At 34.4% G+C, this 13207-nt stretch carries 13 protein-coding genes and 1 other RNA gene; 6 read left to right on the forward strand and 8 right to left on the reverse strand.

Annotated elements, in window-relative coordinates; genetic code table 11:
• Positions 1–96: 96 nt before the first annotated feature.
• Positions 97–519, forward strand: coding sequence for an endonuclease domain-containing protein (locus AC2A07_RS19360; protein ID WP_484051749.1), 423 nt, complete (start codon positions 97–99; stop codon positions 517–519).
• A gap of 56 nt (positions 520–575) precedes the next feature.
• Positions 576–1466 carry a DUF72 domain-containing protein gene (locus tag AC2A07_RS19365; protein WP_484051750.1) on the forward strand — a complete coding sequence of 297 codons (891 nt, stop codon included), beginning with the start codon at positions 576–578 and terminating at the stop codon, positions 1464–1466.
• A 66-nt stretch (positions 1467–1532) separates the two neighbouring features.
• Here AC2A07_RS19365 and AC2A07_RS19370 read toward each other — a convergent pair whose 3' ends face one another.
• From AC2A07_RS19370 to AC2A07_RS19395, 6 genes are all read right to left on the reverse strand, one after another.
• Positions 1533–2123, reverse strand: a complete 591-nt coding sequence (locus AC2A07_RS19370) for a hypothetical protein (RefSeq protein ID WP_314497708.1) — start codon at positions 2121–2123, stop codon at positions 1533–1535.
• Between the two features lie 38 nt (positions 2124–2161).
• The gene (locus AC2A07_RS19375; RefSeq protein WP_314497705.1) at positions 2162–2806 is read right to left on the reverse strand and encodes an HD domain-containing protein; all 645 of its coding nucleotides are present in this window, start codon (positions 2804–2806) and stop codon (positions 2162–2164) included.
• A gap of 100 nt (positions 2807–2906) precedes the next feature.
• Positions 2907–3749 carry an alpha/beta hydrolase family protein gene (locus AC2A07_RS19380; RefSeq protein ID WP_484051751.1) on the reverse strand — a complete coding sequence of 281 codons (843 nt, stop codon included), beginning with the start codon at positions 3747–3749 and terminating at the stop codon, positions 2907–2909.
• A gap of 88 nt (positions 3750–3837) precedes the next feature.
• Positions 3838–4728 carry a ribokinase gene (locus AC2A07_RS19385; protein WP_484051752.1) on the reverse strand — a complete coding sequence of 297 codons (891 nt, stop codon included), beginning with the start codon at positions 4726–4728 and terminating at the stop codon, positions 3838–3840.
• Between the two features lie 60 nt (positions 4729–4788).
• Positions 4789–5430, reverse strand: coding sequence for a DUF4241 domain-containing protein (locus AC2A07_RS19390; RefSeq protein ID WP_484051753.1), 642 nt, complete (start codon positions 5428–5430; stop codon positions 4789–4791).
• Positions 5431–5495: 65 nt separating this feature from the next.
• The gene (locus tag AC2A07_RS19395) at positions 5496–8111 is read right to left on the reverse strand and encodes a valine--tRNA ligase (protein WP_484051754.1); all 2616 of its coding nucleotides are present in this window, start codon (positions 8109–8111) and stop codon (positions 5496–5498) included.
• Between the two features lie 215 nt (positions 8112–8326).
• Here AC2A07_RS19395 and AC2A07_RS19400 point away from each other — a divergent pair, with 215 nt between their 5' ends.
• Together AC2A07_RS19400 and AC2A07_RS19405 are read left to right on the forward strand one after the other, a co-directional pair.
• Positions 8327–8794, forward strand: a complete 468-nt coding sequence (locus AC2A07_RS19400) for a DUF1573 domain-containing protein (protein WP_484051755.1) — start codon at positions 8327–8329, stop codon at positions 8792–8794.
• Between the two features lie 128 nt (positions 8795–8922).
• A complete protein-coding gene (locus tag AC2A07_RS19405; RefSeq protein WP_484051756.1) occupies positions 8923–9792 on the forward strand; it encodes a polyphosphate kinase 2 family protein in 870 nt (289 codons plus the stop codon).
• Between the two features lie 79 nt (positions 9793–9871).
• Here AC2A07_RS19405 and rnpB read toward each other — a convergent pair.
• Positions 9872–10200, reverse strand: an RNA gene (rnpB, locus tag AC2A07_RS19410) — RNase P RNA component class A.
• Between the two features lie 144 nt (positions 10201–10344).
• Between rnpB and AC2A07_RS19415 the strand changes: the two genes are divergently transcribed.
• Positions 10345–10836: an RNA polymerase sigma factor gene (locus AC2A07_RS19415; protein WP_484051757.1), complete on the forward strand. Its 492-nt coding sequence runs from the start codon at positions 10345–10347 to the stop codon at positions 10834–10836.
• Positions 10829–11503: a beta-carotene 15,15'-monooxygenase gene (locus tag AC2A07_RS19420; RefSeq protein WP_484051758.1), complete on the forward strand. Its 675-nt coding sequence runs from the start codon at positions 10829–10831 to the stop codon at positions 11501–11503. Before AC2A07_RS19415 ends, AC2A07_RS19420 begins: the two co-directional genes overlap by 8 nt.
• 55 nt (positions 11504–11558) lie before the next feature.
• Here the strand turns inward: AC2A07_RS19420 and rpoN are convergent, their stop codons facing one another.
• Positions 11559–13022: an RNA polymerase factor sigma-54 gene (rpoN, locus tag AC2A07_RS19425; RefSeq protein ID WP_484051759.1), complete on the reverse strand. Its 1464-nt coding sequence runs from the start codon at positions 13020–13022 to the stop codon at positions 11559–11561.
• Positions 13023–13207 lie beyond the last annotated feature (185 nt).

The following is a 13207-nucleotide window of genomic DNA, read 5'->3' on the forward strand; positions in this document are numbered from 1 at the left end:
TCAGTCCCTTTTGGGCTGGGGAACATGATTTTAGATTCTTAGTGAATCTTTTTTTGAAATAATGAAATATTTGTATTTTAGAATAAATACTTTGATATGCAAAAATTTAAACCCAATTATAATGAAGGAATGTGGAAAGGAGCACCACAAAGTTCATTTATAAAAGCCCGGTTTTTAAGAAAAAATGAAACAGAATCTGAAAAAATTCTTTGGGGGAAACTTAAAAATAATCAATTAAAAGGATTTAAATTTAGAAGACAGCATCCTATCAGTTTATATATTGCCGATTTTTATTGTCACAAGTTAAAATTAATCATAGAAGTTGATGGCGAATATCATAGTCTTCCGGAACAAATAGAAAAAGATAAAGAACGAACTCAAATTTTGGAAAGTAATGGACTGCGATTAATCAGATTTTCCAATAATGAAATTAAAAAAAATGTAGAAAAAACAATTTCTAAAATAGTTATCAAAGTAGATGAAATTCTCTCTTTACAAAATTCTGATCAATCATTTTAATTTATTTATATTTGTTTAAACTTAATCTTTCCCTTAATTCCTAAAACATAACTGCAATGAAATTCGGACAAGTAGAAGATCCTTCAAAGATAGATTTCACATTACCTAAAGACCATCCAAGAACCAAAGAAATTTTAGAGCAAAATAAAAAAGGACTTGACAATATCTCAATAGGATGTGCAAAATGGAACAAAACAGACTTGAAAGGTTTTTATCCTAAAGGCACGAAAGATGAGCTGACTTATTATGCAACACAGTTCAATTCTATTGAATTAAATGCTACATTCTACGGAATGCCAACTTCTGAACAGGTTCTGACATGGAAAGAAAAAACGCCTGCAGATTTTAAGTTTTTTCCGAAAATCACCAATACGGTTTCACATTTCAGAAGACTCTTAAATATTGATGATGTAGTCACCCAGTTTGCGACAGCTGTTTTGAATTTTGACGAAAAATTAGGAATGGTTTTCCTACAGCTTCATGATAATTTCAAACCAAAAGATTATGATCGGTTAGAACAGTTTGTGAGTAAATGGCCAAAAGAAGTTCCCTTAGCGATTGAACTAAGAAATACAGAATGGTTTACTGATGAAGAAATTTTCGATAAAATTTGCATACTCTTTGAAGAGAACAATATTACCAATATCATTGTAGATACAGCAGGAAGAAGAGATATGCTTCATATGCGGCTGACAACTCCGAATGCATTTATCAGGTATGTGGGTGCCAATGCAGAAAGTGATTATGAAAGGCTGGATGAATGGCTGAAACATCTCACAAAGTGGAAAAAAGAAGGTTTACAGAACTTGTATTTTTTTGTACATCAGAATCTTGAGAAAGCTTCACCTTTACTTTCCGCCTACCTGATTGAAGAAATGAATAAAAGCTGGAAAACTGAAATTACCGTACCCAAAATGGGACAGGAAAAGATGCCAAGTCTGTTTTAGAAAGAAATGACTCTTAGAGTTTACCTGAATTCCAAGCTGATTTCAAAAAGACAACAGAATTACAACTTATTTTTTTCGCAGCATCAAAGAAATATTGATAAATATAAGAAGAAAGCAAAGCGTTACCCAGATTCCCAACTGAATGTTTTCAAAATTATATGTTTCTACATGCTTCTTTGCCTGCTCAGAAAGTTTTTCACTTTGAATGATATAATTTTGAACCTCGACAATCTGATCCATATTTTTATTGGGCACAGCATGTTGCGAAAAATACACCATATTTTTCTTCCCCAGATAACCGACAATCCAATACTGATCTGATTTGGTTAATTTCAGATATTCAATTCTGTAATATTCAGGACGGACCTTTCCAATGTGTTTTGTTTCAAATGTTCCGCTTTTATCCAGATTATTAACATTGATTACGTAGAAATCAAGCGGCTGAGGAAGTTTATTAATGACCTGCAGTGAAACAGAATCTTTTACGATTCCAATAGAACTTTTCTTGATAAACCAATAGGTAAAAAGTGAGATAGAGAAAACCAGGGTAAAAATCCGGAAGATTTTCGCCCACTTAACAAACCGGCCGGATTTCACTTTATACAGAAAGAGTGAAATAATCAGTGAAAAAAAAATGACAGATATGATAAATCCCATAGTGCAAAGATAATCATTAGAGATGTTTTGAAGGAATGTTAATCAACATTCCACTCTTTATAAAACTGGTCGAGGAAATTCAACATAAAATGATGTCTTTCTTCGGCTATCCTTTTTCCTTCCTGTGTATTCATCAGATCTTTAAGCAGCAATAGTTTCTCGTAAAAATGATTGATGGTCGTTCCGTCTGATTTTTTATAGTTTTCTTTTGACATGTTCAACTGAGGTTTCAAATCTGGATGGTACATCAGATTATTTTTAAAACCTCCGAAATTGAATGTTCTTGCAACTCCGATAGCTCCAATGGCGTCAATACGGTCTGCATCCTGTACAATTTTTAATTCCACAGACAACGCTTTTGGAGCATCTCCTCTATTTTTAAAGGAGATATTCTCAATAACAAATAAAACCTGCTGTATTATTTCTTCATTGACATTTTGGCTGTCTAAAAACTCTCTTGAGATTTTTAAAGCTAAAGTTTCGTCACCCTGGTGAAATTTAGGATCCGCAATATCATGGAGCAGGGCGGAAAGTTCTACAACCACCAGATTACATTTTTCAGTTTCTGCTATTTTTTTTGAAAGTTTCCAGACCCTTTCAATATGAAACCAGTCATGCCCGGCTTCTGCTCCCTGCAGTTTTTCTTTAACGAATTGTACTGTGTTTTCTATAATGTTGCTCATTGTCCGTTTTATTTTTTTACTACGATTACTTAAAACGTAGCGTTTCGATTTTCTTTAAAATTTATTTCCCTTCCTCTGAAGAGGAATTTTCTGCTTCGTTTCAGAACTTAATTTCGTTTAAAATAATCTTCCAAAGATTTCTATTATAACTTCTGAAAAAATTGATATGTCCTATTTCTCCTTTTTCTGATTCAGAAGTTTTTATCAGCCTATATTTTGGTTTCAGATAAAGATAGGTATCTTTCAGTAAAGAACTCACTCCCTTGTCTGTCAGCCAATCATCATCTTCAGCCTGAATAATGAAGACCTTTTGCCTCAGCTCTTTAGAATAATCATCATTTGTAAGCAGCAGTTTATTGGTTGATTTCCTGTTCAAAATTAAGGTTCTCCAGTCATAAGCACAATTTTTTGGAAGACTTTCACCAAGACCAAACCAATGTGCCGGAAAATAACCAAACAGCTCTGTAAATAATGGCTGAATAAAACCGAAACCTACAAGAGCCTCAATTTTTGTTTTCCACTTTAAGTTTCCTATAAAAGCATTCTGAGCTCCGACAAATAAAAACTCATCAAATATTTTAGAATCTTTATTCATTCCCAGGATCAGTGCGCCTACAGAGTGCCCCAAACAGAACTTTTGATATTCCGGAAAATTTCTGATAATAAATTGTGTCAGGGATCTGTAATCCTGGCTTCCCCAGATTCTCATGGAGGCTTTGAAATTTCTCAATTTACGAGGTTTTGAAAGCCCAACTCCCCGGTAATCGTAAGTAATTACAGTGAAACCTTCTGAAGCAAAAAATTGAGCAAAGGAGAAATAAACCTGCTGCTTTACACCAGTTGCGGAATTAATCAGTAACAGCCGAAGACTGATTACTTCAGGATTAAAGACGTGTACAGCGATCTGAAAACCATCATCTGTTTGAAGTAGAACTTTTTCCATAAATCAAAATAAATATCCACTGTCAAAAATGGATATTTTTATGATGAAATTTTTATTGATTTACAGATTTTAATATGCATTAAATATTTTACTTTGACAGTTCTGAAAGTTTTGGCAGCGCAGTCTGTGCACCTTTTCCCAATGATACTTTTGAAGAAACTTTATTTCCGAATTTTACACATTCTTCAATTAGATTATCATGGCATAATGCAATGGCAAACCCAGACATAAAAGCATCTCCCATTCCCATTTTATAGATCATACTTTCGTTTTCATCCCTGTAGTATCTCATTTCTGTGCCATCAAAATACACTGTCGAATTGGTTTCGTCACGTATAAAAACTTTATTAAAATATTTTTTCAGGACTTTTTCTCTCTGATCTTCTCCGAAAATGATTTCCAACTCTCCGCTTTTAGCGACAATAAAATCGACATTATCTATAATTTCCTTACTTAAGGGTCGTCCGGGCGAAGCATAAAGCCCTACCAATTTACCATACTTTTTGGCTTTCTTAATCGTGAAATCGACAACGTGCATGGGTATCTCCAATTGCAAAAGAACCATTTCTGAAGCATTAATATATTTATCCGCTTCTTCTACATTCTGAGTGGTTAAGTACTTATTTGCTGCCGGAACTACAACAATCGCAGCATCACCCTCTGAACTTGTAACATAGGCAGTTCCTGTGGAATCTTTATCTGTTTCAGATACAAAACCTACATTGACATTTTCCTCTACCAGATTTCTCATGATCTGCTGTCCCAGAGGATCGATTCCAACGCAGCCGATAAAATAAACATTTGCACCCAGTCTGGCTGTTCCAACTGCCTGATTGGCGCCTTTACCTCCAAAATAACTGTCACAGTGATTTGCCATAACTGTTTCATTGGAAGACGGAATTTTCTCGGTATATAAAACCAAATCCAGTGAACAGCTGCCAACCACAACTATTTTAGGCTGTGTCGTAGAAAAATTCATATTTTTAACTTTTAGCTTTCAGTAAATTTAAAAATTTAATCGTACAAAATTTAAAAATTTTTAATTCACTAAAATCTCTATGAATTCAGTAACAATTTTCACAGGACTATTATCTTTATTATACCCGATATAGCTCGCATAAAAACCCTCACCATATCCTGTCTCAAAACCGAAGATTGTCCCAGGAAGTTCTTCTGACGGCTTCAGAAAAGCATATTGATCAATAGCTCCGTTCTCGTCAAAAAAATGTTCATGGAAAAACTCTTCATAGATTCCCATAAAATCAACTCCTTTGCTGTGATATAATTTCTGTTCCAGATCATTAAGACTTTCCTGGGTCTTAACATCCATAAAACACCCCATTCCGCTTTCAACAGGATACCCAAAAACTTCGCCTTCGGATAAATCCTTAATATTCTGGATTGAGGTTGTTGCTAATTTCCAGGATGTAATTTCCGACTGACTGAAAACAATTTCGGCATACGCAACACAATTGCTTTCTCTTTCTTTATGAAGCAAAACAGAAAAATCACCTTTAGGGAAAACGTCGGTAAAAGCCTGCATATCATTCGTAATCAGAGGATCGCAGGCCACAAGCTCCCCAGTTGGAAGATATATTTTTCCTACATCAAAACTTTCGAGGAGCGGGCTTTCGACAAAGTTCTTTGAGAATAGTTTTTGTATGTTTTCTAAATGTGTCATTTTATATTTTAAACTGAGGTTGAGACTTAAGTTAAAATTAAATTTGGGTTTCGTCTCAACCTATTTTACAAACTTTTCAATTTTTCTTCTAAAATCGCTATTTTATCCAGTGCGTCTTTTTGTTTTTTACGCTCAACTTCTACCACTTCCGGTTTTGCATTGGCAACAAATTTTTCGTTAGAAAGCTTTTTATCCACAGAGATTAAAAACCCTTTCAGGTATTTTACTTCTTCTTCTGTTTTCTTTTTTTCTTCTTCCAAATCTAATTTTTCACTTAAAGGAATTGAAACTTCTGTAGATCCAATAAGAAAAGTAAAACTTGGCTTATCTGTTTTTTCATTAAAGTGAATATCAGAAATAACTGCTAACTTTTTAACTATTTCCTCGTTGTCAAAATTAGCAGCATTCGTATAAATTTCAACCGCTTCCCGTGGTGAAATTCCTTTTGTCTGACGGTAATTTCTAACTCCTGAAATGATATCTTCCGCAGTTTCAAACTTTTCAATGATGTTTTGATTAAATTCTTCTGCTTTTTTCTGTTGAGCGATTACCAAAGCTTCTTCAGGTTTTCTTTCTGCAATCAACTGCCACAGTTCTTCAGACAGGAATGGCATGAAAGGATGTAGCAACTTCATTAATTCTTCGAAGAAAACAATGGTCTGATTATATACTTCCCTGGAAATTCCTTCCCCATAGTTTGGTTTAACAGCTTCAAGATACCATCCGCAGAAATCGTCTTTAACCAGTTTTTGGATCAAATGCAGGGCATCAGAAATTCTGAATTTGTCAAATTGATCATTAATTTCAGCTATTGACTTATTTAATTGATTTTCAAACCATTCAATTGCCTGATTATCTGAAGCAATAAGCGGTTTATCTTCTTTATTCCAATTTTGAGTAAGGCGGAAAGCATTCCATATTTTGGTCATGAAATTTCTTCCCTGTACCATCAAATCTTCGTCGAACAACAGATCATTTCCTGCAGCAGAACTCAGTAAACTTCCTACACGTACACCGTCAGCACCGTACTGAGAAATCAAATCCAGAGGGTCAGGGGAATTACCTAATTGCTTAGACATTTTCCTTCTCTGTTTATCCCTTACAATTCCTGTAAAATATACATTTTTAAAAGGAACTTTACCTCTAAATTCTAATCCGGCCATTATCATTCTGGCTACCCAGAAAAATATAATATCCGGACCTGTCACCAAATCTGACGTCGGATAGTAATAATTGATTTCTTTATTATCGGGATCAAGCAATCCGTCAAAAACTGACATTGGCCACAACCATGAAGAGAACCATGTATCAAGGGCATCTTCATCCTGTTTTAAATGGTCAGCTGTCAGTTGTGTATTGTTTGTTTTTTCTTTTGCTAAAGCCAATGCTTCTTCTTTTGTCTCTGCGACTACAAAATCATTTTCTCCATCTCCATAATAGAAAGCAGGAATCTGTTGTCCCCACCATAACTGACGTGAAATATTCCAGTCACGGATATTATCCATCCAGTGTTTATACGTATTTTTAAACTTTTCAGGATAGAATTTCACTTCATCATCCATCACAACATCCAACGCCGGCTTAGCGATATCAGTCATTTTTAAAAACCACTGTACAGAAACCTTAGGTTCAATAACAGCCCCTGTTCTTTCAGAAGTTCCTACTTTATTCACATAATCTTCTGCTTTCAGCAAAAGATCATTTTCCTCTAATTCTTTTGCAATCTGCTTTCTTACCTCAAATCTGTTTTTTCCGGTATAATGTAATCCGTGATCATTCAGGTTCCCATCATCATCCAGAGAATCAATCATCTGAAGATTGTGTTTTTTTCCAATTTCGTAATCATTGATATCGTGGGCAGGAGTAATCTTCAAGGCTCCTGTTCCGAATTCGATATCTACATATTCGTCTTCAATAATTGGAATAACTCTGTTTACAATGGGTACAGTAACGCTTTTACCTTTTAAATGAGCATATCTTTCGTCATTTGGATTAATACAAACTGCTGTATCGCCAAATATCGTCTCCGGACGTGTTGTAGCAACCGAAAGGAATTCTTCTGTCCCTTCTATCTTATATTTAAGGTAATAGAGTTTACCATTCTGTTCTTTAAATATTACCTCTTCATCAGAAATATTGGTTTTGGCTTCCGGATCCCAATTCACCATTCTATATCCTCTGTAGATCAATCCTTTATTGTACAGATCAACAAAGCTTCTGATTACCTGTTGAGACATTTTATCTTCAAGAGTAAATCTTGTTCTGTCCCAGTCACATGAGCATCCCAGTTTTTTCAGCTGTTCAAGGATTGTCCCGCCATATTTATCAGTCCAGTCCCAGGCGTGCTTCAAAAATTCTTCACGGGTGATATCAGACTTATTGATCCCTTCAGACTTCAGTTTAGCAACAACCTTCGCTTCAGTAGCAATTGAAGCGTGATCTGTTCCCGGAACCCAGCAGGCATTGAAGCCCTGCATTCTTGCACGACGTACCAAAACATCCTGAATGGTATTATTCAACATATGCCCCATATGAAGAATTCCAGTGACATTTGGCGGTGGAATGACTACCGTATATGGTGGTTTCTCATTAGGTTCTGAATGGAAAAATTTATTTTCCAGCCAGTAGTTGTACCATTTCTGTTCTGTTTCCTGTGGATTATATTTTTCTGAAATCTGCATAAATTCTGGTTTCTTTAACTTATAATCTGCAAAAATAGTTTAAAGTAAAAAAATGCAAGCATTAATTAAAATAATTTTTAACTTTGTTCATCAAAATTTATCTAAGAAACATATTAACACTCAAGAATATAAAATCGTCAAATCTGACTTGTAAATCAATTATCAGTAAATAAGGGCGGTAATATATTACTTTAAAATTTAATAAATCTCTACTTATGAAAACATTATTTGCAGGAATTGCATTATTCGGAACCATTGCATTAGCATCTGCACAAACGATTACGTTTGACAAAACTACCTTTGACTATGGTGCTATCAAACCAAGTTCTGACGGAACCAGATTTTTCAATGTAACCAACACCGGTGACAAGCCTTTGATCATTTCAAATGTAAAACCATCTTGTGGATGTACCACTCCTGAATTCAGTCAAGATCCAATTTTACCTGGAAAGTCAGCTAAAATCAAAGTTGGATATGCAACAACTAATGTAGGTCCTTTCAATAAAATGATTGAGGTATTCTCAAATGACCCTGTCAACAGCAGAAGCGTAATTTATATCAAAGGAGATGTAAACGCAAATGCTCCTGAACCGAAAGTTCTGACTGCCGATGAGCAGAAAGCTGCTGCTAAAGCTGAAAAAAAGGCTGTTAAAGCTGCGAAAAAAGTTGCTGCAAAAAACTAATATTATCTTAAAATATTACTTAACCGTCTCTTAAGAGACGGTTTTTTTGTTATATTTATAAGAAGTTAAATTTTCAAAACATCATTTTAATATTTTAAATTTAAATAATTCACTTAAATTGTTATAATATGGCAGATAACTTTTCAGACGACTTTCTGATTAAAAGTAAATTTTCAATAAAAAAAACTCCTACAGAATATAAAGGAAAACTGAAGAAAGAAGAAGGAATAGAAATACTCATCGGTGAAAAGGAAAAGCTCCGTAAATTACAGGAAAAGCTTTATGCCGACGGAAGCAAATCTCTTCTGGTCGTTCTTCAGGCCATGGATGCAGCCGGAAAAGACAGTTTAATCGAACATGTTTTTGGTGGTGTCAATCCTCAGGGTTGCAATGTAACGAGTTTCAAAACACCAAGTTCAAAAGAGTATGCTCATGATTTTTTATGGAGACATTATTTAGCATTACCTCAAAAGGGAATGATTGGAATTTTTAACCGTTCCCATTATGAAAGCGTTTTGGTTTGTAAGGTACACCCCGAATATAATTTAAGCGAAAAGACCTGGGATTCTGTACAAGACTTTAACAAGGAATTCTGGAAAAACCGATATGAAAGCATACGAAATTTTGAAAAACATCTGAGTCAGAACGGAACGACCATTGTTAAAATATTCCTTCATGTTTCGAAAGATGAACAAAAGAAGAGACTTCTTCACCGTATCAATGAACAGGAAAAAAACTGGAAATTTTCTACAGCTGACCTTCCGGAAAGAGCCTTATTTGATGATTACATGGAATGTTATGAAACTGCTATTAATGAAACCTCCAAAGATGAAGCCCCATGGTATGTTATTCCTGCAGATAATAAATGGTTTGCAAGATTATCGGCAATACAGATTATTATTGATACTTTAGAAAAAATGGATCTTCAGTTCCCCCAACTTTCAAAAGAAGATAAGGCCGGTTTGGATGATGCTAAGAAGCAATTGGAAGGTGAATAGCCTTTAATAAAATTGCCACGAATGCACTCATAACAATTGATTCTTAAAAATATTTGTGCATTCGTGGCATTCTTATAAAATCACGAGAAAATCTGTAAGCCGGATTTTGTCTCCCGAGCAAGTCGGGATGCCTGTTATTTATCTATGTTCTGCATTGCTGCAAAACTTGAGCTGATTACCCCTCGGCTTTCAGGACGGGCCGCCCCTATTTTCATTTCTGAAAAGAACCGATATACTTATCATTGCACCGCAAAGAGTTTACCTGGTTTCACTACAGCCGAACTGTACCTGCTTTCTGTTGCACTTGTCCTATCCTCACGGATGACGGATGTTATCCGCTGTGCTGCCCTCTGGTGTCCGGACTTTCCTACCCTTACGTGCGTAAGAATCAACAAGCCGACTTTCTCGTGGATGCAAAGATAATTAAATCTCACAATCTATTCATGTAACATTTTATCAATTACAGAAAATACTGATATTTTAAATTGTTACCCTTTCAAATTATAAAATTATTACATTAAATTATTATCTTCGTGGTAATAATAGAATATTTTGATTTCTAAAGAAAAAGAATTTGCCCAACTCATAAAAGATAATCAAGGTTTGATTATAAAAGTTTCGCGGCTATATACCAATTCTCTCGAGGATGAAGAAGATCTTTTCCAGGAAATTGTTTTGCAGTTGTGGAGAAGCTATGATTCTTTTAAAGGAAATTCAAAAATATCTACCTGGATGTATCGTGTAGCTCTCAATACGGCAATTACACTTTTCAGAAAGAAAAGTAAAAGTTTATCGACCAACGAACTTGATATCAATCAAAGAGATTTTATAGAAGATGAAGATGATAAACAGCAGCAGATCTCTCTACTGTATACAGTCATTAAAACACTTCCCAATGTAGAACGGGCAATTGTAATGATGTATCTGGATGATCTTCCTTATCGGGATATCGCTGAAAACTTAGGTATTACCGAAGTAAACGCTCGTGTAAAGATGAACCGACTAAAGAAAGTCCTTAAAGAAAAAATGGAAAAGAATGCCTGAATTTGATTTAGATAGCTTTAAGAAAACCTGGCAGGAACAGCCTGTTCAGCACAAATATGACAACGATGAAATTCTTCAGATGTTGAATAAAAAATCACGCAATTATGTGAAATATATATTTTGGATAAGTGTTATTGAATTTATTCTTTTCACAGCTTTCGGATTATTTTATATCATACAGAATAAAGAATCGAATACTTTCCTCACTTCTCTGCAAAAGCTGGGCATTGAGAAAAACGATCAGCTGCAGGATATTCTTGATAATATTTATTTGATTATAAAGATATTCACCCTAATTGTTACCGGCTATTTTGTTATAAAATTTTATAAAAATTACAGAAGAATAAAAGTAGAAGAAGATTTAAAGAAATTTATATCAAGAATTATCAGATTTAAGAAAACAGTTAATGCATTTATACTGATTAATATCTTAATAGTAATTGCCTTTACCTCTGCTCTTACAATTTTCGGAATTTATGCTATTCAGAAACAGGATACAGCTCTTGCGAATTCCTCCATCGTGGCATTCATTGTCAGTTTTATTATCAGCACTGTTCTTTGTGTTGTTCTAATTTGGATATACTATAGGCTTGTATATGGAATTCTCATCAAAAGACTTGATAAAAACCTAACGCAGCTCAAAGAAATAGACTCTCAGGAAAAATAAATTTCTTAAAATTTTACATAAAAAAAGCATTTCACAAGTGAAATGCTTTTTTATTTTATAATTCTTTCCGTAATCTGGCTACCGGAATATTGAGCTGTTCCCTATATTTGGCAATTGTTCTACGCGCAATATTGTATCCCTGTTCTTTCAGGATAACAACCAAAGCATCGTCAGTGAGCGGTTTTCTCTTATTCTCCCTGCTGATCACTTCCTGAAGGTGCATTTTAATTTCTTTTGTAGAAACTTCCTCGCCATCATCATTTGTCAGACTGTCTGAAAACAGATCTTTCAGATAAAGTATTCCGTTAGGTGTATCTGCATATTTACTTTTTACAACTCTGGAAATAGTTGAGATATCAAAACCTGTTATATCGGCAATGTCTTTAAGGATCATTGGTCTGAGTGATTTCTCGTCTCCTGTTATAAAGTAATTATGCTGAAATTTGACAATCGCATTAATGGTCTGTAATAAGGTATTCTGGCGTTGGTTAATCGCATCAATATACCATTTTGCAGCATCTAATTTTTGTTTAATAAATAAGGCGGCCTGTTTGTGTTCAGATGAATTCTTATCGTGAGAATACGTGGTTAAAATATCCTTATACTCTTCTGAAACTCTTAAAGTAGGAGCGTTTTTACTGTTAAGCATTGGAATAACCACTCCATCCTTTACTGAAATTACAAAATCCGGAATAATTTCCTGATTGATAGTAATAGTCTGCGTATCAAAATTACCTCCAACTTTAGGGGAAAGTTTTGCAATTTCTTCCAGAGCGTCCTTCAGATCTTCCTCTTCAATATCGTATTTCTGAATGATTTTGTTATAATGTTTATTCGTCAGTGCATCAAACTGAAATCTGAGTATATTAGCAGCTAACGAAAGTGCTTTGTCAGAACTTACCTTTTTTTCTATCTGCAAAAGAAGGCATTCCTGCAAACCTCTTGCACCTACTCCTGAAGGATCTAGTTTCTGAATATAATTTTCAAGAATATCTTCTACCTTTTCAACGGTTGTATAAATTCCCTGAGAAAATGCCAGATCATCAACAATAGACTTTACTTCACGTCTCAGATATCCATCAGTATCTAGATTACCTATAATATATTCTGCAATCTTTAAATCATCCTGACTGATGTTAATCAGATTAATCTGCTCCATAAGATAGTCATATAATGACTGTCCTTCAGTTAACAGGCTTTCATTATCAAAATCCTCGTCATCTGCAGAATAATTGCTGGATGCAGTTTTGTAATTCGGCTCATCATCATAAATATAATCATTCACATCGAAGTCAGTTTCAATGCTTTCTGTACCTTCTGTTTCATAGGATTCTTCCAAAGATGAATATTCATCTTCTTTTGGTTCTTCCTTGGCAACTTCGAGTGCGGGATTTTCTTCTAATTCTCTTTCCAGTTCTTCCTCAAACTCTAAAGTATGAAGCTGGATGAGTTTCATCAGTTGGATTTGCTGCGGAGCAAGTTTCTGTCCTAATTTAAGCTGTAAATGTTGTTTTAGCATATCTACTGTGATTTAACATAACGTATTCTACGAATTTAGGAATTTTTTTTTGAAAAAAATAACTTTTAGCACGATTTTTGTAGCATATGGTATATATAGATAAGCTTATAAAAATCTCATACAAATGTGTGAGATTTTTTATTTTGTCAAATTTGGATTATGGTAAAATTCTGATACAGTGTAAT

This window comes from Chryseobacterium sp. HNCC26DJ238, from assembly GCF_057180465.1.

Excerpts from the sequence above, each read along its gene's own strand:
- AC2A07_RS19385 (WP_484051752.1), bottom strand. The coding sequence starts at position 4,728 with ATGAATTTTTCTACGACACAGCCTAAAATAGTTGTGGTTGGCAGCTGT.
- AC2A07_RS19360 (WP_484051749.1), top strand. The coding sequence starts at position 97 with ATGCAAAAATTTAAACCCAATTATAATGAAGGAATGTGGAAAGGAGCA.
- AC2A07_RS19370 (WP_314497708.1), bottom strand. The coding sequence starts at position 2,123 with ATGGGATTTATCATATCTGTCATTTTTTTTTCACTGATTATTTCACTC.
- AC2A07_RS19380 (WP_484051751.1), bottom strand. The coding sequence starts at position 3,749 with ATGGAAAAAGTTCTACTTCAAACAGATGATGGTTTTCAGATCGCTGTA.
- AC2A07_RS19405 (WP_484051756.1), top strand. The coding sequence starts at position 8,923 with ATGGCAGATAACTTTTCAGACGACTTTCTGATTAAAAGTAAATTTTCA.
- AC2A07_RS19400 (WP_484051755.1), top strand. The coding sequence starts at position 8,327 with ATGAAAACATTATTTGCAGGAATTGCATTATTCGGAACCATTGCATTA.
- rpoN (WP_484051759.1), bottom strand. The coding sequence starts at position 13,022 with ATGCTAAAACAACATTTACAGCTTAAATTAGGACAGAAACTTGCTCCG.
- AC2A07_RS19395 (WP_484051754.1), bottom strand. The coding sequence starts at position 8,111 with ATGCAGATTTCAGAAAAATATAATCCACAGGAAACAGAACAGAAATGG.
- AC2A07_RS19365 (WP_484051750.1), top strand. The coding sequence starts at position 576 with ATGAAATTCGGACAAGTAGAAGATCCTTCAAAGATAGATTTCACATTA.
- AC2A07_RS19420 (WP_484051758.1), top strand. The coding sequence starts at position 10,829 with ATGCCTGAATTTGATTTAGATAGCTTTAAGAAAACCTGGCAGGAACAG.
- AC2A07_RS19390 (WP_484051753.1), bottom strand. The coding sequence starts at position 5,430 with ATGACACATTTAGAAAACATACAAAAACTATTCTCAAAGAACTTTGTC.
- AC2A07_RS19375 (WP_314497705.1), bottom strand. The coding sequence starts at position 2,806 with ATGAGCAACATTATAGAAAACACAGTACAATTCGTTAAAGAAAAACTG.